Here is a 25,251-nt window from a genome sequence, read left to right as displayed (position 1 = left end):
CGGCGCGGCCCAGGGCGGCGGCGCGGCCCGGGGCGGCGGCGCGGCCGGCGGGACCAGCCCCGCCAGCTCCAGCAGCAGGGCTTTCACCTCGGTCGCGGCGACCCGGTCCCGGGCGGCGGACGGATCGGAGCAGAGCAGCACCGGCCCGTCGGCCGGGTCGGCGGGGAGCCGCCCGTGCGACCCGCGCACCGCCCGGGCGCCGGCGTCCAGCCCGACCACACTCATCAGGTAGCGCATTCCGAGCTTCTTGCGGGCCAGCGCCACGGCGGCGCGGCGCTTGGCGGCCCCCGGGGCGGCGGGGTCGAAGAAGAGTTCGGCGGGGTCGTAGCCGGGTTTGCGGTGGATCTCCACGAGGCGGGCGAAGTCCGGCGCGCGGGTGTCGTCGAGCCAGTAGTAGTACGTGAACCAGGCGTCCGGCTCGGCGACGAGGACGAGTTCTCCGGCGCGCGGATGGTCCAGCCCGTACGCGGCCTTGCCGTCGGCGTCGAGCACCTCGGCCACCCCGGGCAGCGCGGCGCAGAGCTTCGCCACCGCCGGCACGTCGGCCGGGTCACGGACGTAGACGTGCGCGACCTGGTGGTCGGCGACCGCGAAGGCCCGCGAGGTCCACGGGTCGAGGTACTCCATGCCGGCCTGGGTGTGCACCCGCAGCAGCCCCTCGGCGCGCAGCAGCCGGTTGACGTCGACCGGGCGGGAGGCGTCGGTGATGCCGTACTCGGAGAGCACCACCACGGTGGCGTCCCGGGCCCGGGCGGCGTCCAGCAGCGGCCCGAGGACCCCGTCCAGCTCGGCCGCCGCCGCGGCGGCCTGCGGGGAGGAGGGGCCGAAGCGCTGCAGGTCGTAGTCGAGGTGCGGGACGTACACCAGGGTCAGGTCCGGGGACTGCCCGGCGAGGATCCGCTCGGCGGCCCGGCAGATCCACGCCGACGACGCCAGCCCTGCGCCCGGCCCCCAGTAGCTGAACAGCGGGAAGGTGCCGAGCCGGTCGGTGAGCGCGTCGTGCAGCTCCGGCGGGTCGGTGTAGCAGTCCGGCTCCTTGCGCCCGTCGGCGTGATAGACGGGACGCGGGGTGACCGTCCAGTCCACGTCCGCGCCCATCGCGTACCACCAGCAGACGTTGGCGACGGTGTAGCCGGGCTCGGCGCGACGGGCGGCCTGCCAGAGCTTCTCCCCGCCGACCAGCGCGTGGTGCTGGCGCCAGAGCAGCACCTCGCCGAGGTCGCGGAAGTACCAGCCGTTCCCGACGATCCCGTGCCCGGCCGGGGGCAGCCCGGTGAGGAAGGTGGACTGCACCGAGCAGGTCACCGCGGGCAGCACCGTGCCGAGTTCGGCGCGGAAGCCGGTGTCGGCGACCGCGCGCAGCCGCGGCATGTGCGCCAGCAGGCGCGGGGTCAGCCCCACCACGTCCAACACCACCAGCCGCCGGCTCATGTCGGCACCTCGCTCCGCTCGGCGCCGCCATGAGGCAACCCGGCGCTGTGTCGATGATTCACTCGCGGACGCTCGCTCATCCCGGCACCTCGCTCCGCTCGGCGCCGCCATGAGGCAACCCGGCGCTGTGTCGATGATTCACTCGCAGACGCTCGCTCATCCCGGCACCTCCGCCGGACGGGTCGCCGGAGCCAGGCCGAGGGCGACCAGCTCGGCGTGGGCGAAGGCCAGCTCCGCGGCGATCCCGGCGGCCAGCTCCGCGTCGGTGCCCGGCCGCCGCGCCGCCGGCAGCACCCCCCAGGTGTACGTCTCGACGTCGAGGTGGTCGCAGCCCGCCTCGGGCCCGGCGTAGAGCGCGGCCAGCGCGGCGCGCAGCACCGGCAGGGTGGAGTCGAGCGGCGGTTCGGGCGGGGCGTGCAGTGGCACGTGGTAGTGCACCCGCCACGGCCCGGGCAGCCGCGCGGCCAGGGCGGCGTCCAGGTCGTCGGCGGCGTGGGCGGGGTGGGCCGGATCCGCCGCCCCCGCGCAGCCGGCCGCGCGGGTCTGGTGCAGGAAGCGCGGCTCCACCCAGCGGCGCAACGCCGCCGTCGCCTCGGCCGGCGCCTCGATGGCGGCCGATACCTGCACCTTCACCACCGGCAGGCCGGCGGCCCGCAGCCGGCGCAGCGCGTCGGCCGGCTCCTCCCAGGCGCAGGCGAGGTGGGCGAGATCCAGGCAGACGCCGAGACGGTCGGTGTCCACGCCGGACAGTGCCGCGACGGCCTGTCCGGTGCTCTCCACCACGCAGCCCGGCTCCGGCTCGAAGCCGACCCGGACCGGTCGGCCGGTGTCCCGCTCGACGGCCGCGAGACCGGCCGCGAGTTGGTCGAGCCGGCGGCGCGCGGCGTCCGCCCGGCCGGCGTCCCAGGGCCGCCGCCAGGCCAGCGGCAGGGTGGAGACCGAGCCCCGGGCCGCGTCGTCCGGCAGCAGGTCGGCGAGCACCCGGGCCAGGTCCAGGGTGTACGCGAGCCGCCCGCCCGTGGTCCAGTCCGGGTGGTAGACGTCGCCCTTGACCACCGGCGCCTGGAAGGCCGCGTACGGGAAGCCGTTGAGCGTGACCACCTCCAGCCCCCGGACGGTCAGCTCGGTACGCAGCCGGCGACGGGCCGCCGGGTCGGCGGCCAGCTCGGCGGCGACCGGGGCGGCCAGCCACAGCCCGAGGCCGAGCAGGTCCGCGCCGACCCCCTCGCGGACGGGCACGGCGTAGGTGTCCAACTGGCGGAGGATGCCGGCGAGGTCCTCGGCGGGGTGCACGTTGGTGCAGTAGCCGAGGTGGACGGTGTCGCCGCCGGCGTGCCGCAGCCGCATCAGCTGCCGCCGCGCAGGATCGAGTTGCCGGCCCAGGTGCCGGTCGGCGGGTCGACGTCGGCGCGGTCCAGGTCGGTCAGGTCCAGCCGCCCGGACTGGCCGTAGAACTCGACCGGGTTGCGCCACAGCACCCGGTCGACGTCGTCGTCGGTGAAGCCGGCCAGCAGCATCGCCTCCCCCGTGGCCCGGGTGAGCAGCGGGTCCGAGCGCCCCCAGTCGGCCGCCGAGTTGACCAGCACCCGCTCGGTCCCGTACGCCCGCAGCAGCTCCACCATGCGCGGCGGCGACATCTTGGTGTCGGGGTAGATGGAGAAGCCCAGCCAGCAGCCGGTGTCCCGGACCAGCTTCACCGTCACCTCGTTGAGGTGGTCGAGCACCACCCGGCCCGGCTCGATGCCGGACTCGGCCACGACGGCGAGGCTGCGCTCGACGCCCCGGGCCTTGTCCCGGTGCGGGGTGTGCACCAGCGCCGGCAGGTCGTGCGCCACGGCCAGGGCCAGTTGGGCGGCGAAGGCGTCGTCCTCCTCCGGCGTCATCGAGTCGTAGCCGATCTCGCCCACCGCCACCACGCCGTCCTTGTCGAGGTAGCGCGGCAGCAGGTCGAGCACCGGGCGGCAGCGCGGGTCGTTGGCCTCCTTCGGGTTCAGCGCGACCGTGGCGTGGTGGCGGACCCCGAACTGCCCGGCCCGGAACGGCTCCCAGCCGATCAGCGAGTCGAAGTAGTCGGCGAAGGAGGCGGCGCTGGTGCGGGGCTGGCCGAGCCAGAACGCCGGCTCCACCACCGCCCGGACGCCGGCCGCGGCCATCCGCTCGTAGTCGTCGGTGGTCCGCGAGGTCATGTGGATGTGCGGGTCGAAGATGCGCATCACGCCTCCCTGGCGGTGATCGGGACGGGACCGGTGGTGAGCCGGCCGAGCAGCGCGGTGGCGTCGGCGGGCATCGTGCGGCCGGCGGCCTGCCGCTCGGCGGCCAGCCCGGCGAGCATCGCGGCGAGTTCCGCGTCGGCGCGGGCGTCGAGGTCGTGCACCACGGCCAGCGGCACGCCCGTGAACACGCACTTGAGCACCGCCTGCCGCCAGGCGGCCGGGTCGAGGTGCCGGGCGTACGGGCCGAGGGCGGCGGCGACCAGCCGGGTGTCGTTGGTGCGGATCGCGTCGTGCAGCAGCGGCACCCCGGCCGCACCGATCGGCAGCAGCGGCAGGGCCTTGAGCACGGCCCGCTTCTCGGCGGCGTCGCCGTGGCGGTAGAGCGACTCGGCGTGCGGGGCGTGGTCGGCGGGCAGCGCGGTCAGCAGCAGCGCCCGGGCCGCCTCGTCGGCGCTCCAGCCGGCCGGCTCCGTCAGCGGGGCCCGGCCGCAGCGCCGGCCGGCAGCCGCGAAGAGCCCGCCGATCGCCGCCGGTTCCGCCGCCACCCGCCGCACCGCCGCGTCGAGCCAGTCGGGCTCGGGTACGCCCCGCAGCGCGGCCCGCAGTGAATCCGGTGTCATCCCGTCTCCTCTCTCGTGCTGCCCCGCGCGTGGCCCCGTCACCGATCCCGTTGCGCGGCTTCCTTCGTGGCGGTGCGCAGGAAGTCGAGCGAGCGGGCGGCGACGGCGGGTGCGACGTGCGAGTGCCGGGGCAGCTCCACGGCGACCAGCCCCCGGTAGCCGGCGTCGGCCAGGGCCCGCAGCACCGGCGGGAAGTCGATCTCGCCGGCGCCGAACTCCAGGTGCTCGTGCACGCCCCGGCGCATGTCGTCGATCTGCACGTTGACCAGGTGCTCGGCCACCTCGTGCACGCACGCCGGGACCGACCGCGGCTCCAGGCAGCGGCAGTGTCCGATGTCGAGGGTGATGCCGAAGTGGGCCGGGTCGCCGAGCGCGCCGCGCAGCCGGCGCCAGCCGGCGATGTCCTCGACCAGCATTCCCGGCTCCGGTTCGAAACCGAGGGTCACCCCGGCCACGTCGGCGGCGTCGACCACCGTCGCGCAGCCGGCGACCAGGCGGTCCCAGGCCGTCGGCGGCGGGACGGCGTCGGGGCGTACGCCGGCCCAGAAGGAGACGGCCTCCGCGCCCAGGTCGGCGCCGATCCGCACGGCCCGGCGCAGGAACTCGACGCGCCGCGTCGGGTCGTCGTGCAGCAGCGTCGGGGCGTGCTTGTGCCACGGGTCGAGCAGGTACCGCGCGCCGGTCTCGACGACCACGGCGAGGCCGAGCGCCGCCAGCCGGCGGGCGACGGCGGCCACCCGCCGCGCCAGCGCGGGCGCGAACGGGTCGAGGTGGTCGTGGTCCAGGGTGAGCGCGACGCCCTGGTAGCCCAGGTCGGCGATGACCGCCAGCGCGTCGGCCAGCCGGTGGTTGGCGAACCCGTTGGTCCCGTAGCCGAACCGCAGCCCGCCGTCGCCGCGGCCGGCCGCCCCGGCGCTCCGGGGTTCCTGGGCCGCGTGCCGGGGGCGCGGGGCGGTCATGTCGGGGAGACCTTCCGGGCCAGCCGGCGGCCCAGGGGCGCGGCCGCCGCCACCGCCAGTCCGAGCAGCCCGGCCCCGGCGCGCGCGGCCAGGGCGCCCTGCAACGCGGGCAGCCCGGTGATCCCGGCCCCCACCGCCGCACGCACCCGGGCGGCGGAGGGATCGGCCACCACCCGGGCCTGGGCCGCGCCGTAGCGGGCCGCGTACGAGCCGGCCAGCAGGGCCGGCAGCATCTCGACGCCGGCCGGGCCACGCCGCCGTCGGGGCATCGCGCGACCGGCGGGCCGGGCACGCCCCGTCGGGACGGTGGCGGCGCCGGCGGCGACCAGGGCGGTGCCGGCGAGGGTACGCAGCGGCAGCGCCGCGTCGGCGCCGGTGACCTCCCGGCGGGAGAGTGCCGTGACCGTCCACGTGTGGGCGGCCACGGTGACCGCCGCCGGCACCGCCCGCAGCACCCGTCCACCCGTGGCGCCGAGCAGCACGTCCAGCCCCCGACACGCGGCCATCACGGCCGGTCCGGCGGGGGTGTCCTTCGCCGCCAGGTCGTACCCCCAGACGGCGGCGGCGAGCGGGACGGCGACGCTCGCGGCGCGCCGGCCCCCGGCGGTGGCGGCCAGCGCGACCCCGGCGGCGGTGAGCCCGGCAGCGAGGCCGAGCGCCGTCCCGGGGGCGACCCGGCCGCTGGGGATGGGCCGCTCGGGGCGTTCGACGGCGTCCAGCCGCCGGTCGGCCCAGTCGTTGGCGGCCATTCCCGCCCAGTACAGCAGCACGGACGCGGCGGCCAGGGCGGGCGTACGCCGGTCGAGCGCACCGGCCGCGGCCGCGCCGGCGACGACGTCGCCGGGCACCGAGAGCGCGGCCGGGGCCCGGACCAGCTCGACGAGGTCAGTCACGCGGGGCATCGGCACCTCCCGTGTGCAGCCGGCGGGCGAAGCCGCACAGCCGGGCCCACTGGTCGGCCAGCGAGTGGGTGGACGCGCCGAGCGGGTCCTTGAAGAAGAAGGCCAGGTCGGGCAGGGGGCCGGTGTGGCCGGCGGCGTGCGCGGCGGCGACGAGCCGGGCCAGGTCGAGCACCAGGGGCGCGGCCAGCGCGGAGTCGCAGCCGTGCCAGGTGAACTCCATCCGCATCCCGGTGCCGAGGAAGCCCGCGAAGGTGACCAGGTCCCACGCGGTCTTGAAGTCGCCCAGTTCCTCGACGTACTCGATCCTGGTGCCGCCCTGCGGGAGGTAACCGAGTGTCTCGCCGAGCACCCGTTGCTTGCTCTCCACCTTGGCCGCGTTGGCGGCCGGGTCGGCGAGGGTGGCGCCGTCGCCGCCGCCGAGCAGGTTCATCCCGGACCAGGAGCGCACCGCCAGGTGCCGCATCGCGAACATCGGCGCGAGCACCGACTTGACCAGGGTCTCCCCCGTCTTGCCGTCGTGCCCGGCGTACGGGATCCCGCGTTGCGCCGCCAGCGCGGCCAGGGCCGGCAGCCGCAGCCCGGTGGACGGGGTGAAGTCGACGTACGAACAGCCCGCGTGCACCGCCGCGTACGCGTAGAGCGAACTGGGCGGCAGCACCTCCTCGGGACCGGCGAGCGCGGCCCGCAGCGTGTCCGGGTCGGCGTGTGCCGGGTGCGGTCGGGCGACCGGTTCGGTGGCCGAGACGTTGACCACGACCACCCGGTCCAGCTCGTGCCGGCCCCGGAAGTCGGTGAGGTCGCGTACGGTCGCGGCGGCCCGGTCCGCCTGGGTGCCGGCGGTGGGGGCCGCGCGCAGCTCGCGCTCGACGGCGGCCAGTTCGTCGGGGAGGGCGGCGACCAGCCGGCCGGGCAGCACGCCGGCGGCGGCGAGGGCCTCGGCGCGTTTGGCCAGCGGGACGGTGGCGACGTCGTGTCCGCCGAAGACCAGGTCGGTGAAGGCCGGCAGGGCGGGCCCACGCACGTCGGGCAGCTCGGTGACGCAGCCGGTCGGGCCGGTGAGCCCGGCTCGCAGGGCGAGCGCCCCGACGATGCTGGTGGTCGCGACCGAGCCGCGCGCCCCCACCAGCCAGACACCCGTACGCATGGTGCTCCTTCCCGTCAGGAGGAACCAGCCGTGCATTGGCTTACATGGATATCAGAAGTTTGTTCGGAAAGATACGGATCTGTACGGATGGGCCCCGTCCGCCGGCCGTACCCGGGGGAGCCGACCGGCCCGGTGACGACGTCGGCGGCGACGACGCCGGACCGACTCCCGGTGCGGGCGCGGACGGACGGGGCTGGCAGGCAGGGTCGGTCGGCGTCTCGCCCCTGCCTCCCCCGCATCCGCCGGCCGGGGCGACGGCGCGCCCCGACCGGACGTCGTGGGGTGACGCGGCCCGGCGGGATCGCCGGGTGGTGGCGGTCCTCCGGTGCGACTGGGGAATCCCGGTCCGGCCGCACCGGACGACCGTCCTGCTCGTGCGCCACCGGGCCGTGGCGACCCGGCTGCACGTCCTCCGGTGCCGACCTCGTCCCGGCCGCGGGGCGCAACCGCGGCCGGTCCCTCGCCGGTCGACGCCGGAGGTGGCTCAGACGGCCACCGAGGCCAGCGCGGGCTCCACCTCCGTCCACGAGGAGCCCAGCTCCGCCGACCGGGCGACCGCGTCCAGCACGAGCTGGACCTGGAGCCCGTCGGCGAAGGAGGGGGCCGGGTCGACGCCGGTGGCGACCGCCTCGACGAAGTCCCGCATCTGGTGCGTGAAGGAGTGCTCGTAGCCGATGATGTGGCCGGGCGGCCACCACGCCGACATGTACGGGTGCTCCCCCTCCGTCACCAGGATGCGGCTGAAGCCCTGCTCGGCGGCCGGTCGCGTCGCGTCGAAGAACTCCAGCTCGTTGAGGCGTTCCAGGTCGAAGGCCACGGTCCCGAGAGAGCCGTTGATCTCCACCCGGAGCGCGTTCTTGCGGCCGGTGGCGAACCGGCTCGCCTCGTACGTGGCCAGCGCGCCACCGTCGAGCCGGGCCACGAAGACCGCCGCGTCGTCGACGGTGACCGTGCCGGTGGCCGGGCGGTGCCCGTCGGCGCCGTTGCCGTCGACCGCGCCCCCGTCCACCGTGGCCGCCAGCCCGCTCGACCCGCCCGGCAGCGGGCGCTCCTTGACGAACGTCTCCGTCACGGCGCTGACCCCGCTGATCCGCTGCCCGGTGACGTACTGGGTCAGGTCGATGATGTGCGCGCCGATGTCACCGAGCGCGCCGGAGCCCGCCCGGTCCCGCTGCAACCGCCAGACCAGGGGGAACTGCGGGTCCACGATCCAGTCCTGCAGGTACGTCGCCCGGACGTGCCGGATCACCCCGAGCCGCCCGTCGGCGACGAGCTGGCGCATCATCGTGACCGCGGGCACCCGGCGGTAGTTGAACCCGCACATCGACCGCACGCCGGACGCCCGCGCCGTGGCCGCCGCGGCGGCCATCGCCCGGGCCTCGGCGACCGTGTTCGCCAGCGGCTTCTCGCACAGCACGTGCTTGCCGGCGGCCAGCGCGGCGAGGGCGATCTCGGCGTGGCTGTCCCCGGGTGTGCAGACGTCGACCACGTCGATGTCGTCCCGGGCGACGAGGTCGCGCCAGTCGGTCGTGTACGCCTCCCAGCCGAGCCGGTCGGCGGCGTCGGCCACCTTCCCGGCGTCCCGGCCGCAGATGAGCGCCATCCGGGCCCGTGTCGGCAGGTCGTACACCCGGTTCACGGTGCGCCACGCCTGCGAGTGCGCGGCGCCCATGAACGCGTAGCCGACCATGCCGACCCGCAGTTGCCTGTCTGTCGTGGACAAGGTGGGTCTCCCCCCGTGTGTCAGAACCCGAGCTTCAGGTAGTTGCCCGCGTTCTCCTTGGTGATCGTCTCGGAGGCGAGGACGATCTCCTTGGGCACCTGGAGTTCCACCAGGTCGGACATGCCCTTGCCCTGGCCGATCAGCCGGGCCAGGGAGATCGCCGAGGAGGCCATCGACGGGCTGTAGGTCACGGTCGCCTTGAGCACCGTGTTGTCGGCCTGGATGTCCTCCATCGCCTTCTTCGAGCCGGCGCCGCCGACCATGAAGAACTCCTTGCGGTTGGCCTGGTTGATCGCGGCCAGCACGCCGATGCCCTGGTCGTCGTCGTGGTTCCAGAGGGCGTCCATCTTTGGCAGGGCCTGGAGCAGCTGGGAGGCTTCCTGCTGGCCCGAGTCGGCGGTGAACCGGGCCGAGCGGCGGTTGGCGACCTTCAGCCCCGCCTGGGCCAGCGTGTCGGCGAAGCCCTTCGACCGCTCCTGGGTCAGCTCGAGTTCCTCCATGCCGGCTATCTCGCCGATCACCGGGTTGGTGAGGTTCTTGGCCTTCAGCTGGGCGATGATGTACGTGGCGGCGGCCACGCCCATGCCGTAGTTGTCGCCCTTGATCTGCAGCCGGTAGGCCTTGGCGTCGGGGAACGCCCGGTCCAGGTTGACCACCGGGATGCCGGCCTTCATCGCCTCCAGGCCGAAGGCGTTGAGCTCCTTGCCGTCGTGCGGCAGCAGCACGATCACGTCGGGCTTCTGCGAGACCAGCGTCGACAGCGCCGCCCGCTGGGCCGCGGCGTCGGCGCCGGCCTCGACCGTCTTGAACTCCACGTCGGAGTACGTGCCGGCCTGCGCCTTGGCGTTGTTGGTGATGGCGGCGATCCAGCCGTGGTCGGCGGCCGGCGCGGAAAAGCCGATCGTCACCCGCTTGCCGGGCTCGCTGTTGCCGCCGGGGGCGCCCGCGGCCTTGGTCTGCGCCTCGGTGGGCTGGGTCTCGTTGCTGGTGCAGCCGGCGAGCAGCACGCCGGCGCCGACGGCGGCCCCGCCGAAGAGCAGCCGGCGGCGCGACAGGTCGCGGCTGTGCTGGGTCATGACGACCTCCTGTTTTTTACGGGGGGTGAAGGGGGATTTCGGGTGTGCGAGGTCCGGCCACCGTCGTCTGTTCGGGTGGCCCAGGTGCGGCAGGTTGTCACTCGAAGGGGGTCAGGTGGTGGTGAGCCGGTTTCGGCCGAGGAACTGCGTGAGGCTGCGGAACTGCACCTGCTGGACCAGGACGGCCGCGACGATGATGCCGCCCTTGACCATGTTCTGGGCCTCGGTGGTGAGGCCGTTGATCGCGAAGAGGTTGGTGATCGTGGCGAAGATGATCACCCCGAGCAGGGAGCCGATGATGGTCCCCCGCCCGCCGCTGAGCAGCGTGCCGCCGATGATCGCGGCGGCGATCGCGTCCAGCTCGTAGAGGTTCGCCATCGCCGCCTGGGCCGAGTTGGCCTGGGCGGTGAGCATGACGGCGGCGATGCCGCAGCAGAGGCCGGAGAGCGCGTAGAGCAGCAAAGTGTGCCGCTTGACGTTGATGCCGGCGAGCCGGGCCGCCTCCGGGTTGCCGCCGACGGCGACCGTACGCCGGCCGAAGGTGGTGCGGTTGAGCAGCACCCAGCCGGCGGCCACGACGGCGGCGAGGATGTAGACCAGCAGCGGGATGCCGAGCAGGTTGTTGCTGGCGAGGCCGTTGATGAAGCCGTTGTCCGAGACCTGCGTCTGCTTGTCGGAGATCTCGGCGGCCAGCCCCCGGGCCGCCACCAGCATCGCCAGGGTCGCGATGAACGGCACCAGCCGCCCGTACGAGATCAGCAGCCCGTTGATCAGGCCGACCGCCAGCCCGACGGTGAGCGCGCTGAAGATCATGCCGCCGGCGCCGTAGCTCTGGGTCGCCACCGTCGTGCACCAGACCCCGGCCAGCGCGACGATCGCCCCCACCGACAGGTCGATGCCGCCACCGATGATCACGAACGTCATACCGACGGTGACCACGCCGACCACCGAGGCGAGCTTGAGGATGCTGAGCACGTTGTCCCAGACCCAGTCCGGGTTGGAGTAGAGGTCGGAACGGGTGAGGGCGCCGATCACGATCAGCGCGACCAGCACTCCGATCAGGGCGAGGTTGCGGAGGGCGCCCTCGCCGGCGTCGCCGTGCCACCAGGAGAGCCGGCCGGTGGCCTTCTCGCTGGCCAGGGCGGTCTCCGCCGGGTCGACCGGCGGTGACTGCGCCGGAAGGTCCGTACCGCGCCCCGGCGCGGCGGTGGAGGTGGGCACTGTGTCGCTCATGCCGGTGCGCCTTCCATCAGGGACCCCGCCATGACGAGGTCGAGCACGGTGTTCTCGTCGAGTTCGGCGGCCGGGGCCTCGCGAACCACCCGGCCCTCGCGCATGACCAGCACGCGGTCGGCCAGGCCGAGCACCTCCGGCACCTCGCTGGAGACCAGCAGCACCCCGACGCCGCGGGCGGCTAGGGAGCGGACGACCTGGTACAGCTCCGCCCGGGCGCCGACGTCCACGCCCCGGGTCGGCTCGTCCAGCAACAGCAGCTTCGTGTCGCCGAGCAGCCACCGCCCGACCACGACCTTCTGCTGGTTGCCGCCGGAGAGCGTGCGCACCGGCCGGCGGACGTCGCGGGGGCGCAGGTCGAGGCTCTCGGCGATGCGGTCCGCCTCGGCCCGCTCCTTGCCCGTGTCGGTGAAGCCGCCCCGGGCGTACCGGCCGAAGGTGGCCAGCGTGACGTTGCGGTAGATCGGTTCGCCCAGCAGCAGCGCCTGGCTCTTGCGCTCCTCCGGGGCCATGCCGAGGCCGGCGCGGACCGCTGCGCCCACGCTGCCCGGACGCAGTGCCTTTCCGGCCATCGTGACGGTGCCGGCGTCGGCCCGGCGGGCGCCGTAGATGGTCTCCAGCAGCTCCGATCGGCCGGAGCCGACCAGCCCGGCGATGCCGACGATCTCGCCCGCCCGCACGGACAGCGACACGTCGGCGAACTCGCCGGCCCGGGTCAGCCCGTCGACGCGGAGCAGCCCTTCGCCGGCCGCCGCCTCGGCGGGGCGGTCCGGGAAGACGTACTCGATGGTGCGGCCGGTCATCCGGGAGACCAGGTCGCGGGTCGGGGTCTCGCGGGCCGACAGGTTCGCCGCCGTGGTCCGCCCGTCCTTGAGGACGGTGACCCGGTCGCCGATCTCGCGGATCTCCTCGAGCCGGTGGGAGATGTAGATGACCGCGATGCCCTGGGCGGTCAGCTCCCGGATGATCCGGAACAGGTTGCCGACCTCGTCGTGCGCCAGCACCGCGCTCGGCTCGTCCATGATGATCAGCCGGGCCTCGTGCGACAGCGCCCGGGCCATGCTGACCACCTGCTTGGCGGCCGCCGGCAGCGAGCGGACCATCCGGTTCGGCGGGATCTCGGCGTGACCCAGCCGACCGAGGATCTGCCGCGTCCGGCGGGCCATGTGGCCGCGCTGGACGAAACCGAACCGGCGCGGCTCGTGGCCGAGGAAGGCGTTCTCCGCGACGGATAGGTCCTCGACCAGGTCGAGTTCCTGGTAGATCGTGGCGATGCCGGCGCGCATGGCGGCCTGCGGGTTGGCGAAGCCGACCGGCTGGCCGCGCCACTCGACCTGCCCCGAGTCGGGGCGGTGCACCCCGGCCAGCACCTTGATCAGGGTGGACTTGCCGGCGCCGTTCTGCCCGAGCAGGCAGTGCACCTCGCCGGCGCGCACCTCCAACTGCACCCCGTCCAGCGCGCGTACGCCGGGGAAGGTCTTGACCACGTCGGTGAGGCGCAGGACCACCTCGCCCGCGACGGCGTCGGCGGGCGCCTCGACCAGCGGAGTGTCGGCGGGGACGACATCCGCCGGCGTGGTGGAGGCCGTCTTCTCGGGCTGGGCCACGTTCTCCTCCTCGCGCTCGTTCACGACGCCTCCGCGAAGGCCACGTCGCTGGCCAGGACGGCGGCGCCGGCCACGCCGGCGCGGGGCCCCAGCTCGGACAGGACGACCGGGAGATTGCCGGTGGCCAGGGGCAGCGACCGGCGGTAGACCACGCTGCGGATCTCGGCCAGCAGGATGTGCCCGAGCTGGGCGAGCCCGCCGCCGATCACGATCATCGACGGGTTGGTGAAGCTGACCAGCCCGGCCAGGACCCCACCGACCCGCCGACCCCCGTCGCGGATGAGCTGGATGCAGGTGACGTCGCCCTCGCCGGCGCCCTCCGCCACGTCCCGGGCGGTCACCGCGCCCCGCGCGGCGAGCCGCTCGGCCAGCGCGGGCGAGGTGCCGGCGCGCGCCGCGGCGGTCGCGTCCTTGGCCAGCGCGGCGCCGCTGAACAGGGCCTCCAGGCAGCCGAGGTTGCCGCAGGAGCACATCGGGCCGTGCGCGTCGACCTGGATGTGGCCGATGTCGCCGGCGCAGCCGTCGGTGCCCCGGTAGACCTCGCCGCTGAGGTAGATCCCGCACCCGATTCCGGTGCCGATCTTCACGAAGAGGAAGTCGTCCACGGAGTGGGCGACCCCGCCGTGCCGCTCCCCGATCGCCATGATGTTGACGTCGTTGTCGACCACCGCCGGGCAGCCGTGCTCGCGGGTGAGCAGCTCGCGCACCGGGAACCGGTCCCACCCGGGCATGATCGGCGGGGAGACCGGCACGCCGTCGCGGAAGCTGACCGGGCCGGGCACGCCGATGCCGACGGCGTCGAGCCGCTCGTAGGCGCCGTCCACCCGGGCCTTGTGCAGCAGCTCGTTGACCCGCTGGAGGGTCACCTTCGGTCCGGTGCGGATGTCGGCCGGCTCGGCGTACGCGGCGACCGGCTCCAGGCGGCCGTTGACCACCTCGACGTCGATGGAGCTGGCGCCGAGGTCCACGGCGGCGAACCGCAGGTGGGGGCTCAGCTCGACGAGGGTGGAGCGCCGGCCGCCCCGGGAGGCCGCGAGCCCCGCCTCGGCGACGTAACCGAGGCCGACGAGCCGTTCCAGCTCGGCCAGCAGCCGGGGGCGGGGCATCTGCAACCGGTCGCCCAGCTCGGCCCGGGACACCGCCCCCTCGTCGCGGAGCAACCGCAGCAGCCGGACGTGCAGGGGGTCGACCGTCCGCACCGGACTCACCTCTTCCCGCGCCTCGTTCACATCGACGTATCACCGATGTGTTGTGTCCGACACAGTAGGAGCCTTCTGCGCCGGCTGTCCATACCTTCAGCACATCCAACGCCAACTTTTGTCAGATCGAGCAAAAGTCCCCCGCAACCCCGCACGCCCCGCACCCGCCCGTACACCCTCGGCGATCTTGCGGTTCGTGCCCCGGGAAACGCGGCGTACCGGGGCGAGATCCGGGCCGAAAGTGCAAGATCGCGGGGCGTGGGAGCGTGGGGGTGCGGGTGGGGGCAGAAGGGCGCCCCGCCGCCCGGGTGGGCGGCGGGGCGTGGTGGGGCTGGGCCCGGGGGTCGGGTCAGCGGCGGTTGGCCGCGTTCCGCTTCTTGCGGAGCTTGCGGTCGTCGCGCAGCTCGACGTAGGGCTCCTCGTCGGGCGAGTGGCCCGCCTCGATGGCGCGGCTGCGCTCCAGCTCGGCGTCGAACTCCGCGCCGAGGAGGATCGCGATGTTGCTCAGCCACAGCCAGATCAGGAAGATGATCACACCCGCGAGCGCCCCGTACGTCTTGTTGTACGAGCCGAAGTTGCTGACGTAGAGGGCGAACAGCCCGGAGATCACCAGCCAGATCACCACAGCCAGCACGCCGCCCGGGCTCACCCAGCGGAACCCCCCGTGCCTCGCGTTCGGGGAGGCCCAGTAGAGGATCGCGAACATCAGGCTGACCAGGAGCAGCAGCACGGGCCACTTCACGATGTTCCACACGGTGACCGCGGTGGAGCCCAGCCCGATCGCCTCGCCGACCTGCGCGGCGAGGCCGCCCGTGAAGACCACGATCACCGCGCTGGCCAGCAGCATCACGCCGATCACCGCGGTCACCCCGATCCGGATCGGCAGCGTCTTCCAGATCGGCCGCCCCTCCGGAACGTCATAGATCGTGTTGGAGGCGCGCATGAAGGCGGCGATGTAGCCGGAGGCCGACCAGAAGGCGGCCAGCAGACCGAGGACCGCGGCGAGCCCGGCGAAGCCCCCGCTCTGCTGCGCCTGGTTGATCGCCCCCTCGACGATCTGCCGGATGTTCTCCTGCGGAACGGCCTGGTTGACGGTGTCCTTGACGCCCTGCGTCGCGCGCGGGCCGAGCAGACCCAGGATCGAGACCAGCACCAGCAGGCCGGGGAAGATCGAGAGCACCCCGTAGTAGGTCAGGGCCGCCGCCCAGTCGGTGAGGCTGTCGTCCTGGAACTCCCGCAGCGTGCGCCGCAGCGCCGCCTTCCACCCGGTGCCCGGCAGCGCCGTCGGGCTTTCGGGGCCCTCGTCGGGCCCGACCGGGCCGCGCCCGGGGCGGTGCCGCCGCGCCGGATCCGGGCTGTGGTCGGCGCGGCCCGTCCGTCGGTCACCGCCCGCCCCGCCGGCGGCCACGGCGCCGGAATCGTCGCGTTCGCGCCCGCCGCGGGCGGAAGACTCGTCGGAGGCCATCGCCCCTCCCTCTGCTCGGCTCATGTCCCCCCGACATGCCCCGGCAGCGGCGACGATTAACCACCTACCGGTAGAGCAACCTGCCCATCCGGCGCGAAGCGACCAGCAGGCCGACAACCAGCACCGCGAGCAGGTAGAGCACGTCGAGCACCCACGCCCAGCCGGCCGTGCCCACGGTGACGCCGCGGATCAGGTGCACCGCGCGGTAGAGCGGGGTCACCTCGACCACCCAGCGCAGCAGGGACGGGTACGCCTCGGCGGGGACGAACGTGCCGGAGAAGAGGAAGAGGGTGAACTGGGCCGAGCCCATCAGGTCGAAGTCCTGCCAACTGCGCATGAAGGTGGAGATCGTCATGCCGAGCGCGCCGAAGGCGAAGCCGACCAGCACCGCCGCCGGGAAGGCGACCAGGGCCCGGGCCACGGTGGTCAGGTCCATCCCCACCATCACCACGAGGAACGCGGCCGAGTAGGACCCGCCCCGCAGCATCGCCCAGCCCAACTCCCCGAGGGCGATCTCGAACGGCTGCACCGGGGTGGCGATCACCCCGTCGTACAGCTTCATGTACTTCATCTTGCCGAAGAAGTTGAACGTCGTCTCCGACAGCGCGCCGGTCATCGCCGACGAGGCGAGCATGGCCGGCGCGACGAACGCCGCGTACGTGACGACCTGGCCGCCGGACAGCGTGAGGTCGCCGACCAGCGCGCCCACCCCGACGCCGATGGAGAGCAGGTAGAGCAGCGGCTCCACGAAGCCGGAGACGAGCAGCAGCCAGTAGACGGACTTCAGGGCCGCGACGTTGCGCTCGGCCACCGACGTCGACCGGCGGGTCGCGGCGGCGACGTCGACCAGCCGGGGCAGGACGAGACTGACCACAACACCCCTCCTAGACGACGAGCCGGCGACGGAACGCGCGGCGGGCCAGCAACCAGCCGGCGACCGCCCAGGCCGCGAGGTAGAGCAGGTGGCCGGCGACCGACCACTGCGGAGCGACGCCGAGCGTCGCCGCCCGGCACAGGTCGACGCCGTGCCACAGCGGCGTCGCGTACGCCAGCCAGCGCAGCGCCGTGGGCAGCGACTCGACGGGGAAGAACACCCCGGCGAACAGCGTCATCGGGATCACCGCGAAGCGGAGCAGCATCGCCAGCCAACTGTCGGTGGACACCACCGACGCGTACGCGAAGGTCGGCGCGGCGACGGCGAGGCCGAGCAGCGCCACCACCGGCAGCGTGGCCACCGCCCACGGCGAGCGCAGCGCCCCGAACAGCGTCGTCACCAGCAGGAACGCCGCGATGGTGGTGACCACCCGGAACAGCACGAACGCCAGGTGCCCGCTGAGGATGTCGCCCACCCGCAGCGGCGCGGCGCTCTGCGCGAAGTAGGTCTTGATCCACTGGAAGTTGCTGAACACCGGCCACGTCGACTCGCCGATCGCCGTCTGGAGGGCGGTCGACGCGATCAGGCCGGGCACGATCCACTCGAGATAACGCACCCCGCCGACGCCCTGGTCGATGTAGGCCCCGACGCCGACCCCGAACCCCAGCACGGTCAGCACCGGCAGCAGGAACGACGAGAAGACGCCGGCCCGCCAGGTGCGCCGGTAGCCGACCAGGTAGTGCGCCAGAACCGCCAGCGCCGGCACCCGTGGCGGCGACGGCCGCGCCCGCTCCCGCGCCTGTTGCGCCACGCTCACGCGACCACCCCCGTCCACCACGGCCTTCCTACCCAAGGGGTACGACAGGCCGCAGCCACCCTACGACCGGCGTACGCACCTGTCATGGCAGTTTCCGCCCCGAGCGGGGTCCCTCCATTCCCTGGACGGGCTTAATCTACATAGGTAGCCTTGGACTCGTGGAGCCACTCGGACGCATCGGTGCGGCGACGGTCGACGTCCTGCGGGTGCTGGTCGACAGCGACCGGCCACGCTGGGGGCTGGAGATCATCAAGGTCACCGGGCGCCCGTCCGGCAGCGTCTACCCGTTGTTGGAACGGTTGGAGCGCAACGGCTGGGTGACCTCGCACTGGGAGGACGAGACCGACCGCCGCGGCCCACGGCGGCGGATGTACCAGCTCACCGCCGACGGAGCGGTGGCCGCCCGGCGGGTCTGCGCCCGGGCCGACACCCGGGCGACGCACCACCGCCCGGCCCGGCTGCGGGAGGCACGATGACGCCCGTCCGGGCCGCGCTCGTCCTCGTGCGCTGCGCCGCGGCGCTGCTCCCCGGCCCCTCCCGCGCCCGTCATCTCGAACAGTGGCAGGCCGACGTGCACGGCGCCGCCGAACTCGGCATGTCACCCCTCCGGCTCGCCGCGGGCACCCTCGGCGCCGCCGTCCGGATCGCCGCCACCAGCCCGAAAGGACCTCACGCCATGCAGCCCATCGGCCCGCTCGCCCTCGCCCTGAAGCTGATCGGTGGCACGCACGCCCGCCGTCGCGCCGCCACCCTCGCCGCCGTGTTCACCGCGACCCTGCTGGCCGGCGTCGGGCTGCTCATCGTCGGCTGACCGGCGGCGCTCCACCGCGGACCGCCCGGACCAGCGCCCGAAGGTGCGGGGTAACACGGCGACGTGTGGGAACACGCCGTTTAGCCCGGCCGCGCGGGGACCGGCAGGTGGCCGTGGTGGGCGAGCTACCGCCGGGCGACGCCTGAGACGAACGCCCGCCAGGCGGCGGGGTCGAAGGCCAACACCGGACCGGCCGGGTCCTTGGAATCGCGTACGGCCACCACGCCGGGCAGGTTGTCGGCCACCTCCACGCAGGCTCCGCCGCTGCCGTTGCTACGGCTGCTCTTGCGCCACCGGGCGCCGCTCAGGTCCATGTCTCCGCCACTTCCGCCATCAATTCGAGGGACTGCTGCTGCGATAGTGCCTCACCGCGGATCGACTCCCACACCTCGACCATCTGTCGGACGTACTCGGCGCGGTCGATCACCTGGCCGTGGCGCTGCCCGTCCAGGTAGACAACGTCGTCACCGGCGGGTGAGGTGCCGATCACGAAGGGACCATCAAGCCCAGCGTACGCCCCAGCGGAGAGCGGTACGACCTGGATCCGCACCCGGGGCAGCGCCCCACCAAGCTTCACCAAGTGCCGCAGTTGCTCGCGCATCACCTCCGGCCCGCCGATCCGCCGGCGCAGCACGTACTCATCGATAACCACACTGAGCAGCGGCGGTCGGTCGCGGGTGAGCACCGCCTGCCGATCCAGCCGGGTCGCGACCTGCCGCTCGATCTCGTCCGCCGCGAACAGACCGGCACCGACCAGGATGGCGCGCGCATACGTCTCGGTCTGCAACAGGCCCGGCACGTAAAGCGGCTCGAACCAGCGCAGCGCGCTGGCTTCCTGTTCGATGCCGGCCCAGTCGCGGAACCAGGGCACCACGGTCTCGCGGCTGATCCGCCGTTGGATGCGCTCGAAGCGCCCGTCCGCACCGAACACGGTGTCGCAGCGGCGGGCGAAGTCGAGGCTCGGCCGGCGATCGCACGTCTCCACCTTGGCGACCAGGGCGCCCGAATAGCTCAGCGCCTCGGCCAGCGCGGTCTGGGACATGCCACTGGTGGCCCGGGCGAGCCGCAACTCCTCCGCGAAGTGGTCCAGCATGGACGAGCGTTCCACGGACAGCCTCCGTACATCCTCGTACCGCCAGGCAACGGCCGCCGTACGCCCTGGTCGTCGGCGCGCGGGACCTCCCACCGTAGTCGGATCCTCACCAGACTGTCACGCAGCGGAACCGCTCACGGGATCGGACGGCGGGCGGAACCAGGCCGGGGCGCCCGGAGACAACGAGGTCCAGGGCGCCCCCTCCCACCTCGACGGAGGCTCACCGCATGCGACTCAGGTTCTGGCGCTGCCGGCGCTCGACGCCACCCGCCACGCTCCCCCGGCGTACGCCCAACGACCGACCGGCGTGGGCGACCGCGCCGACGGAGGTCTTCCCGACCGATGGCCCGGGCCGCCCGGGGCGGCTGACCCGGGCGCAGGAATGGCGGGCGAACGGCGGCCACTGGCTACCGTCGCCGCGCCGCGCCGGGGAGGGCCCGCGCTGATGCCGCGCTACCGCCCGCACGTCGCGGCGCGCCCGTCCTGGCGCTGCCGGGTGTGCGGCGCCGCGTGGCCCTGCTCCCCGGCCCGCCTGGCGCTGCTCGGCGAGTACCGCGAGAACCGGACCGGCCTGCTGATCTACCTCGGCACGCTGATGTACGAGGCGACGGGCGACCTGGCCGACCTGAACGGGCAGGCCGTGCCGGACGGGCTGGCCGACCGCTTCCTGAGCTGGGCGAGGGCGCGATGACCAGCACGGCCGACCGGCTCGGCTCTGGTGGCACCGCGAGGCCGGGCGCGGGCCGGTCAGCCGCGGACCGCCCGCAGCAGCGACAGCACCGCGGCGCCGAGCAGCAGCAGCCCGGCGCCGGTGCCGACGACCAGGCCCGCCGACACCCCCGAGGTGAGCGCGGTGGCCAGCCCGGCCAGCGCGACGGCGCACATGGCGACGCCGAGGGGCCGCAGCAGCGGGTCGCGCAGCACCGGCACGAGGGGGAAGAAGTGCAGCCCCACCACGGCGCAGACCAGCACCGGGATGAACTCCGACCAGCCGGCGAGACCGAGCACGGCGGCACCCAGCCCGGCGGCGGCGAACTCGGCGACGACGATCAGCAGGTAACGGCGTTCGGCGGCGCGGTCCCGGGCGACGGCGACCCTCCGGCTCCGGGCCACCACGACCGCTCCGGCCACCGCGGTGAGCAGCGCCGCGCCGCTGGCGACGACGAGCAGGGCCCGCAACGGTTGGTCGGCGGCCGGCACGCTGAACCAGATGGTGGCGAAGACCCCCAGGTAGAGCGCACCCAGCCCGGCCTGGTGGCGGGACTGGAACTCCAACCTCGACATGAGACCCCCGTGCTCGTCGCCCGGCCGGCAACGTGCCGCCGGCCCGCCGATGCTACGGAACGAGTCGCAGGAGGCTGACGCCCCCCGCGCCGCCCGTGGACGTGCGCGACTCAGTCGACCAGGGTGCGGCCGGTGAGGTGGAGGAAGACGTCCTCCAGACTGCTGCGCCGGACCAGCACGTTGGCGGGGTGCAGGCCCAGCGCGCCGACCTCGGCCACGGCCGCGTCGCCGTCGGGGACGTAGAGCAGGATCCGGTCGGGCAGCACCTCGACCCGCTCCCCCAGGCCGTCGAGCTTGCCGGCGAACGCCTCCTGCGACTCGGCGGCAAACCGCAGCTCCACCACCTCCCGGGTGGAGTGCCGCTCGATCAGCGCGCGGGGCGAGCCCTCGGCGACGATCCGGCCGCCGTCCATCACGACCAGGCGGTCGCAGAGCTGCTCCGCCTCGTCCATGTAGTGCGTGGTGAGCACCAGCGTGACGCCCTGCTGCTTGAGCCGGAACAGCCGCTCCCACACCAGGTGCCGGGCCTGCGGGTCGAGGCCGGTCGTCGGCTCGTCCAGCAGCACGATCTCGGGCTCGTTGACCAGCGCGCGGGCGATGGTCAACCGCCGCTTCATGCCCCCGGAGAGCGGCTCGACCTTGCTGTCGGCCCGCTCGGTGAGCTGGACGAAGTCGAGCAGCTCGGCGGAGCGGGCCCGGGCCACCCGGCGGGGGATGCCGAAGTAGCGCGCGTAGGTCGTGAGATTTTCCCGGACGGTCAGCTCCGGGTCGAGGTTGTCGAGCTGGGGGCAGACGCCGAGCCGAGCCCGGATGGCCGGCCCGTCGCGGACGGGATCCATGTCGAGGATGCGCAGCTCACCGCCGCTGGGCGGGGAGATGCACCCGATCATCCGCATGGTGGAGGACTTGCCGGCGCCGTTGGGCCCGAGGAAGCCGAACGCCTCACCGGCGCGCACCTCGACGTCGATGCCGTCGACGGCGGTGAAGTCGCCGAACCGCTTCACCAGCCCCCGCGCCCGGATGAGTGGCTGAGGCGTGGTCACCGCCCGACCCTAACCGCCCGGTCCGACACGTCCCACCGGTTTGTCGGGCGGGACGCCCGACCCCGCCACCGGGACGCGCCGCGGGCCGACCGGGCCGGGTCCCGCCGCCCCTCGGGCCGACCGGGGGCGACGGCCCGACAGGGGCGGTGGCCAGGTAGGGGACCCCTCGGCGGCCGGATCGGCCGAGCGGGCGCACGGAGAGCGACGACACTACTCTCCGTCGCGGCGCCGCCGGGGCGGGCGTGCCCGCGTCGGCCGCTGGGCAGGGCAGACGATCCGGAGGGCGTTGTCGGGACCATAGTGGACAAGACGGATTCAATCGCCGCCGGACATTCCGTATTGTCGCCAGTTCCGGGTTACATTCCGATCAAAAGGCGACCACAACCGCAGTATCTCTGCGTAATTGTTCACCCGTCGCCATTACCGGCTGCAATCATGGCCGGCAATATTCCCTAAGGTATGCAATTCGCGTATCGTGCCCCCTCGTGTCACCAGTACGTTCTTCCGGCGACCCCGCCCCACAGCCACCTTCCGTGGGCCCGGGATCCACCGTGGACGAAGACCCGATGCCGCTGCCGCCGGAACCGCCCGACAAGAAGGATTCCGCCGGCGCCGATCCGCGCGACCTCGCCGCCCAGTTCGAGGACGAGAAGCCGGGACGGGTCCTCTCCGGGCCGGTCGGCGTCCTGATCACCGGCACCACGCTCGCGATCGCGCTGCTCGCCCTCTGGCAGGTGTTCAGCCCGCTGTCGCAGGGCAGCAAGTTCTACCTCGTCATCTTCCTGGCCGGCGTCCTGCCGGTCGTCTTCCTGGCGTTCCCGGCGGACCTGCGGCTGCCCGAGCGGCTGCGGCGCGGGGCCCGACGAGCGGGCGGGGAGAGCCGGCCCGACACCGGCGACCGCGACGAGGGCGGGGGCCCGACCGTGGTCGACTGGGTGCTGGCCGCCGCGGCGCTGGTGAGCTGCCTCTACCCGGTGCTGCCGGTCCCCCTCGGCGACGGCGGCGGCGGGTACGACGCCTTCCTCGACCGGCAGGGCCTGCTGGTCGGGGTCGACGTGGCCATGGGCACCGTGTTGCTGCTCCTGCTGCTGGAGGCGTGCCGGCGCACCACCGGGTGGATCCTGCCGGCCGTCTGCCTGGTCTTCCTCGGCTACGGCTACTACGGCGGGCTGCTGCCCCAGTCCTGGCCGGTGGCCCACGCCGGCCTCGACTTCGGGCAGCTCGTCGACGCCTTCTACAACTCCGACAGCGGCTTCTACGGCACCCCGCTCGACGTCGCGGCGACGTACATCGTGCTGTTCACCATCTACGGCGCGGTGCTGGACCTCTCCGGAGCCGGGCGGTTCTTCGTGGAGCTCTCCGCCGCCGCCTTCCGGCGCTCCCGGACGGCGGCCGGCCGCACGGCCGTCGCCTCGGGCTTCCTGCTCGGCACCGTCTCCGGCTCGGGCGCGGCGACGACGGTCAGCATCGGCGCGGTCACCTGGCCCGTCCTGCGCCGGGCCGGCTACCCGCCGGAGCGCGCGGGCGGCATGCTCGCCGCGGCCGGCGTCGGGGCGATCCTGTCCCCGCCCACCCTCGGCGCCGCGGCCTTCATCATCGCCGAGTACCTGGGCGTGTCGTACCTCCAGGTGCTCGGCTGGGCCACCGTCCCGACGGTGCTGTACTACCTCGGCATCCTGCTCGCGGTCGAGATCGACGCCCGGCGCTCGGGGGTGCGCCCGGTGGTGCTCGACACCGCCTCCCCGTGGCGGCTGCTGGGCCGGTTCGGCTACCACTTCCTGTCGCTGCTCGCGATCGTCGTGCTGCTGGCCGTGGGCTTCTCCGCGACCCGGGCCGTCGTGGTGTCCACCGTCCTGGCCGCGGTGCTGTCCTTCCTGGACCGGCGGCACCGGCTCACCCCGGCCCGGCTGCTGGCCGCGCTGAGCGCCGGCGTACGCGGGGTGCTCGCGGTGAGCGCGGTCTGCGCCGCGGCGGGCATCATCACCGCCACCACCACCAAGACCGGCCTCGGTCCGCAGGCCGCGGCGCTGCTGGTCAGCGGGGCCAAGGCCGTCAGCTCGGATCCGGCCGTGGTGCTGGCGCTCACCGCGCTGCTCGCCGCCGTCGCCCTCACCCTGCTCGGGCTGGCCGTGCCGGTCACCGCGTCCTTCGTGATCGGCTGGGTGATCATCGGTCCGGCCCTGCTGGACCTGGGCGTCACGGCGCCGGCCGCGGCGATGTTCGTCTTCTACTTCGCGGTCCTGTCCGAGGCATCCCCGCCCACCGCGCTCGCCGCCGTGGCCGCCGCCGCCGTGACCGGCGGCCGGCTGGTGCCGACCATGTGGCAGACCCTGCGGTACGCCCTGCCGGCCTACCTCATCCCGCTCGCCTTCGTGGTCACGCCGACGGGCCTCGGGCTGCTCGGCATCGGGGGCGCGCAGCGGATCGCCGTGGCGGGGGTGGTGGCCGCCCTCAGCGTCGCCGTGCTGGCGGTGGCGGCGGGCGGCTGGCTGCCCGGCGTCGGCCCGGCCGGCACGCCGGAGCGGATCCTCGGCGCGCTCGCCGGGCTGACGCTGCTCTGGCTCGAACCCGTACCCGTCGCCGTCGGCGCCGCCCTGGCTGCCGTCATGGTGGCGGGTGTGCTCGTCAGACGCGGCACCGCCGGCCCGACCGGCGTGCCGTCAGCAGGCGCAACGGTCATCCATGGGGAGGAGAAACAGTGAGACGGATCAACGTGCGGATCGCCGCGGGGGTGGGCACGCTGGCGCTCGTCGCGGCGGGCGCCGCCGGTTGCGGGGGGCGTCAGGGCGGCGCCACCAAGGACGACGCCGCCAGCGAGATCACCTGCAAGGTCACCGAGAGCACCCGCGTCGGCATCGCCACCGGCAACGCCACCGGCGTCTACTACGTGGTCGGCAACGCCCTCGCCGGCCAGCTCTCCGGGGCGACCGACGGCAAGCTGAGCGGCACCGCCGCCGAGACCGGCGCGTCGGTGCAGAACATCGAACAGCTCGTCGGCGGCCAGTACGACGTCGCCTTCTCGCTGTTCGACACGGCGGTCAACGCGGTGCAGGGCAAGGGCAGCTTCACCGCCCCGCAGCCGGTCGAGGCGCTCGCCCGCATCTACGACAACTACACGCAGGTCGTCGTCCGGGCCGACGCGGGGATCAACTCGGTCGCCGACATGAAGGGCAAGAAGATCTCGACGGGCTCCCCCAAGTCCGGCACCGAGGTCATCGCCAACCGGCTGCTGGAGGCCGCCGGCCTCGACCCGGCCAAGGACATCCAGGCGCAGCGGCTCGACCTGACCAAGACCGTCGAGGGCGTCAAGGACGGCAGCATCGACGGCTTCTTCTGGTCGGGCGGGGTGCCCACGGGCGGCGTGACCGACCTGTTCACCACGGCCGGCGACAAGGTGAAGTTCCTCGACATCACCCCGCTGCTGCCCAAGATGGCCGAGCTCAACCCGGCGTACCAGGCGGGGACCATCAAGGCGGACGTGTACAAGACGTCGGCCGACACCCCGACCATCGTGGTGCCGAACGTGCTGCTGGTGCGCAAGGACCTCAACGCGAACGTGGCCTGCGCGATCGCCCGGACGGTGTTCGACAGGAAGGACGCGCTGGCCCAGGCCAACCCGGCGGCCAAGGGCATCAGCCTCGACACCGCCCGCAAGACCGACCCCGTGCCGCTGCACCGCGGCGCGGCCAAGGCGTTGCAGGACCTCGGCGCGAGCTGACCCGTCGGTGCCGGGCCCGGGGCGTACCGCCCGGGGCCC

At 73.9% G+C, this 25,251-nt stretch carries 24 protein-coding genes; 5 read left to right on the top strand and 19 right to left on the bottom strand.

Features of this window, described 5'->3' with window-relative positions:
• The 15 genes from AB0L34_RS14335 to AB0L34_RS14265 form a co-directional block, all read right to left on the bottom strand.
• Positions 1 to 1,431, bottom strand: a 1,431-nt coding sequence (locus AB0L34_RS14335; protein WP_363704902.1) for a nucleotide pyrophosphatase/phosphodiesterase family protein, incomplete at its 3' end; no start/stop codon positions are given.
• A 156-nt stretch (positions 1,432 to 1,587) separates the two neighbouring features.
• Positions 1,588 to 2,778, bottom strand: coding sequence for a metabolite traffic protein EboE (gene eboE / locus AB0L34_RS14330; RefSeq protein ID WP_363704900.1), 1,191 nt, complete (start codon positions 2,776 to 2,778; stop codon positions 1,588 to 1,590).
• Positions 2,778 to 3,644 carry a TatD family hydrolase gene (locus AB0L34_RS14325; RefSeq protein ID WP_363704898.1) on the bottom strand — a complete coding sequence of 289 codons (867 nt, stop codon included), beginning with the start codon at positions 3,642 to 3,644 and terminating at the stop codon, positions 2,778 to 2,780. The genes eboE and AB0L34_RS14325 overlap by 1 nt, the downstream gene beginning before the upstream one ends.
• Positions 3,644 to 4,264, bottom strand: a complete 621-nt coding sequence (locus tag AB0L34_RS14320; protein WP_357450746.1) for an EboA domain-containing protein — start codon at positions 4,262 to 4,264, stop codon at positions 3,644 to 3,646. Before AB0L34_RS14320 ends, AB0L34_RS14325 begins: the two co-directional genes overlap by 1 nt.
• 38 nt (positions 4,265 to 4,302) lie before the next feature.
• Positions 4,303 to 5,223, bottom strand: a complete 921-nt coding sequence (locus AB0L34_RS14315; RefSeq protein WP_363704896.1) for a sugar phosphate isomerase/epimerase family protein — start codon at positions 5,221 to 5,223, stop codon at positions 4,303 to 4,305.
• The gene (locus AB0L34_RS14310) at positions 5,220 to 6,125 is read right to left on the bottom strand and encodes an SCO3242 family prenyltransferase (RefSeq protein WP_363704894.1); all 906 of its coding nucleotides are present in this window, start codon (positions 6,123 to 6,125) and stop codon (positions 5,220 to 5,222) included. The genes AB0L34_RS14315 and AB0L34_RS14310 overlap by 4 nt, the downstream gene beginning before the upstream one ends.
• Positions 6,109 to 7,269: an inositol-3-phosphate synthase gene (locus AB0L34_RS14305; protein ID WP_363704892.1), complete on the bottom strand. Its 1,161-nt coding sequence runs from the start codon at positions 7,267 to 7,269 to the stop codon at positions 6,109 to 6,111. The genes AB0L34_RS14310 and AB0L34_RS14305 overlap by 17 nt, the downstream gene beginning before the upstream one ends.
• 484 nt (positions 7,270 to 7,753) lie before the next feature.
• Complete coding sequence (locus tag AB0L34_RS14300; RefSeq protein WP_357450734.1) at positions 7,754 to 8,992, bottom strand: Gfo/Idh/MocA family oxidoreductase; 1,239 nt, start codon at positions 8,990 to 8,992, stop codon at positions 7,754 to 7,756.
• A gap of 20 nt (positions 8,993 to 9,012) precedes the next feature.
• Positions 9,013 to 10,068, bottom strand: a complete 1,056-nt coding sequence (locus AB0L34_RS14295; RefSeq protein ID WP_363704890.1) for a substrate-binding domain-containing protein — start codon at positions 10,066 to 10,068, stop codon at positions 9,013 to 9,015.
• Between the two features lie 111 nt (positions 10,069 to 10,179).
• Positions 10,180 to 11,301 carry an ABC transporter permease gene (locus AB0L34_RS14290; RefSeq protein WP_363704888.1) on the bottom strand — a complete coding sequence of 374 codons (1,122 nt, stop codon included), beginning with the start codon at positions 11,299 to 11,301 and terminating at the stop codon, positions 10,180 to 10,182.
• The gene (locus AB0L34_RS14285) at positions 11,298 to 12,809 is read right to left on the bottom strand and encodes a sugar ABC transporter ATP-binding protein (RefSeq protein ID WP_363704910.1); all 1,512 of its coding nucleotides are present in this window, start codon (positions 12,807 to 12,809) and stop codon (positions 11,298 to 11,300) included. The genes AB0L34_RS14290 and AB0L34_RS14285 overlap by 4 nt, the downstream gene beginning before the upstream one ends.
• A 119-nt stretch (positions 12,810 to 12,928) precedes the next feature.
• Entirely contained in the window at positions 12,929 to 14,107 is a 1,179-nt protein-coding gene (locus tag AB0L34_RS14280; protein WP_357450725.1) for an ROK family protein, read from the bottom strand.
• Between the two features lie 349 nt (positions 14,108 to 14,456).
• Positions 14,457 to 15,572: a YihY/virulence factor BrkB family protein gene (locus tag AB0L34_RS14275; protein ID WP_363704886.1), complete on the bottom strand. Its 1,116-nt coding sequence runs from the start codon at positions 15,570 to 15,572 to the stop codon at positions 14,457 to 14,459.
• Positions 15,573 to 15,636: 64 nt separating this feature from the next.
• Positions 15,637 to 16,446 (bottom strand): ABC transporter permease, encoded by an 810-nt coding sequence (locus AB0L34_RS14270; protein WP_363704884.1) that lies wholly within the window; start codon positions 16,444 to 16,446, stop codon positions 15,637 to 15,639.
• Between the two features lie 10 nt (positions 16,447 to 16,456).
• Entirely contained in the window at positions 16,457 to 17,257 is an 801-nt protein-coding gene (locus AB0L34_RS14265; RefSeq protein ID WP_363704908.1) for an ABC transporter permease, read from the bottom strand.
• Positions 17,258 to 17,421: 164 nt separating this feature from the next.
• Here AB0L34_RS14265 and AB0L34_RS14260 point away from each other — a divergent pair, with 164 nt between their 5' ends.
• Together AB0L34_RS14260 and AB0L34_RS14255 are read left to right on the top strand one after the other, a co-directional pair.
• Positions 17,422 to 17,739, top strand: coding sequence for a PadR family transcriptional regulator (locus AB0L34_RS14260; protein ID WP_350712258.1), 318 nt, complete (start codon positions 17,422 to 17,424; stop codon positions 17,737 to 17,739).
• Positions 17,736 to 18,074, top strand: a complete 339-nt coding sequence (locus AB0L34_RS14255; protein ID WP_363704882.1) for a hypothetical protein — start codon at positions 17,736 to 17,738, stop codon at positions 18,072 to 18,074. The genes AB0L34_RS14260 and AB0L34_RS14255 overlap by 4 nt, the downstream gene beginning before the upstream one ends.
• Positions 18,075 to 18,199: 125 nt before the next feature.
• On the opposite strand, the gene AB0L34_RS14250 is transcribed toward AB0L34_RS14255, so the two are convergent.
• The gene (locus tag AB0L34_RS14250; RefSeq protein ID WP_363704880.1) at positions 18,200 to 18,388 is read right to left on the bottom strand and encodes a DUF397 domain-containing protein; all 189 of its coding nucleotides are present in this window, start codon (positions 18,386 to 18,388) and stop codon (positions 18,200 to 18,202) included.
• The gene (locus AB0L34_RS14245) at positions 18,379 to 19,182 is read right to left on the bottom strand and encodes a helix-turn-helix transcriptional regulator (RefSeq protein ID WP_363704878.1); all 804 of its coding nucleotides are present in this window, start codon (positions 19,180 to 19,182) and stop codon (positions 18,379 to 18,381) included. Before AB0L34_RS14245 ends, AB0L34_RS14250 begins: the two co-directional genes overlap by 10 nt.
• Positions 19,183 to 19,612: 430 nt before the next feature.
• On the opposite strand from AB0L34_RS14245, the gene AB0L34_RS14240 reads away from it, so the two are divergent.
• Positions 19,613 to 19,858, top strand: a complete 246-nt coding sequence (locus AB0L34_RS14240) for a flavin reductase (protein ID WP_363704876.1) — start codon at positions 19,613 to 19,615, stop codon at positions 19,856 to 19,858.
• Between the two features lie 56 nt (positions 19,859 to 19,914).
• Here AB0L34_RS14240 and AB0L34_RS14235 read toward each other — a convergent pair whose 3' ends face one another.
• Together AB0L34_RS14235 and AB0L34_RS14230 are read right to left on the bottom strand one after the other, a co-directional pair.
• The gene (locus AB0L34_RS14235; protein ID WP_363704874.1) at positions 19,915 to 20,451 is read right to left on the bottom strand and encodes a hypothetical protein; all 537 of its coding nucleotides are present in this window, start codon (positions 20,449 to 20,451) and stop codon (positions 19,915 to 19,917) included.
• A 110-nt stretch (positions 20,452 to 20,561) separates the two neighbouring features.
• Positions 20,562 to 21,494: an ABC transporter ATP-binding protein gene (locus AB0L34_RS14230; RefSeq protein WP_357450704.1), complete on the bottom strand. Its 933-nt coding sequence runs from the start codon at positions 21,492 to 21,494 to the stop codon at positions 20,562 to 20,564.
• A 566-nt stretch (positions 21,495 to 22,060) separates the two neighbouring features.
• Here AB0L34_RS14230 and AB0L34_RS14225 point away from each other — a divergent pair.
• Entirely contained in the window at positions 22,061 to 24,196 is a 2,136-nt protein-coding gene (locus AB0L34_RS14225) for a TRAP transporter fused permease subunit (protein ID WP_363704906.1), read from the top strand.
• Positions 24,193 to 25,212 carry a TAXI family TRAP transporter solute-binding subunit gene (locus tag AB0L34_RS14220; protein WP_363704872.1) on the top strand — a complete coding sequence of 340 codons (1,020 nt, stop codon included), beginning with the start codon at positions 24,193 to 24,195 and terminating at the stop codon, positions 25,210 to 25,212. The genes AB0L34_RS14225 and AB0L34_RS14220 overlap by 4 nt, the downstream gene beginning before the upstream one ends.
• Positions 25,213 to 25,251 lie beyond the last annotated feature (39 nt).

The organism is Micromonospora sp. NPDC052213 (assembly GCF_040679695.1).
Taxonomy (GTDB): domain Bacteria; phylum Actinomycetota; class Actinomycetes; order Mycobacteriales; family Micromonosporaceae; genus Micromonospora.
This window is presented reverse-complemented; position numbering and strand designations above follow the sequence as displayed.

Bases quoted from the DNA above. Each gene is read 5' to 3' on its own strand.
- AB0L34_RS14305 (WP_363704892.1), bottom strand. From the start codon at position 7,269: ATGCGTACGGGTGTCTGGCTGGTGGGGGCGCGCGGCTCGGTCGCGACC.
- AB0L34_RS14235 (WP_363704874.1), bottom strand. From the start codon at position 20,451: ATGTCGAGGTTGGAGTTCCAGTCCCGCCACCAGGCCGGGCTGGGTGCG.
- AB0L34_RS14290 (WP_363704888.1), bottom strand. From the start codon at position 11,301: ATGAGCGACACAGTGCCCACCTCCACCGCCGCGCCGGGGCGCGGTACG.
- AB0L34_RS14255 (WP_363704882.1), top strand. From the start codon at position 17,736: ATGACGCCCGTCCGGGCCGCGCTCGTCCTCGTGCGCTGCGCCGCGGCG.
- AB0L34_RS14315 (WP_363704896.1), bottom strand. From the start codon at position 5,223: ATGACCGCCCCGCGCCCCCGGCACGCGGCCCAGGAACCCCGGAGCGCC.
- AB0L34_RS14250 (WP_363704880.1), bottom strand. From the start codon at position 18,388: ATGGACCTGAGCGGCGCCCGGTGGCGCAAGAGCAGCCGTAGCAACGGC.
- AB0L34_RS14310 (WP_363704894.1), bottom strand. From the start codon at position 6,125: ATGCCCCGCGTGACTGACCTCGTCGAGCTGGTCCGGGCCCCGGCCGCG.
- eboE (WP_363704900.1), bottom strand. From the start codon at position 2,778: ATGCGGCTGCGGCACGCCGGCGGCGACACCGTCCACCTCGGCTACTGC.
- AB0L34_RS14240 (WP_363704876.1), top strand. From the start codon at position 19,613: ATGCCGCGCTACCGCCCGCACGTCGCGGCGCGCCCGTCCTGGCGCTGC.
- AB0L34_RS14295 (WP_363704890.1), bottom strand. From the start codon at position 10,068: ATGACCCAGCACAGCCGCGACCTGTCGCGCCGCCGGCTGCTCTTCGGC.
- AB0L34_RS14275 (WP_363704886.1), bottom strand. From the start codon at position 15,572: ATGGCCTCCGACGAGTCTTCCGCCCGCGGCGGGCGCGAACGCGACGAT.
- AB0L34_RS14325 (WP_363704898.1), bottom strand. From the start codon at position 3,644: ATGCGCATCTTCGACCCGCACATCCACATGACCTCGCGGACCACCGAC.
- AB0L34_RS14320 (WP_357450746.1), bottom strand. From the start codon at position 4,264: ATGACACCGGATTCACTGCGGGCCGCGCTGCGGGGCGTACCCGAGCCC.
- AB0L34_RS14225 (WP_363704906.1), top strand. From the start codon at position 22,061: ATGCCGCTGCCGCCGGAACCGCCCGACAAGAAGGATTCCGCCGGCGCC.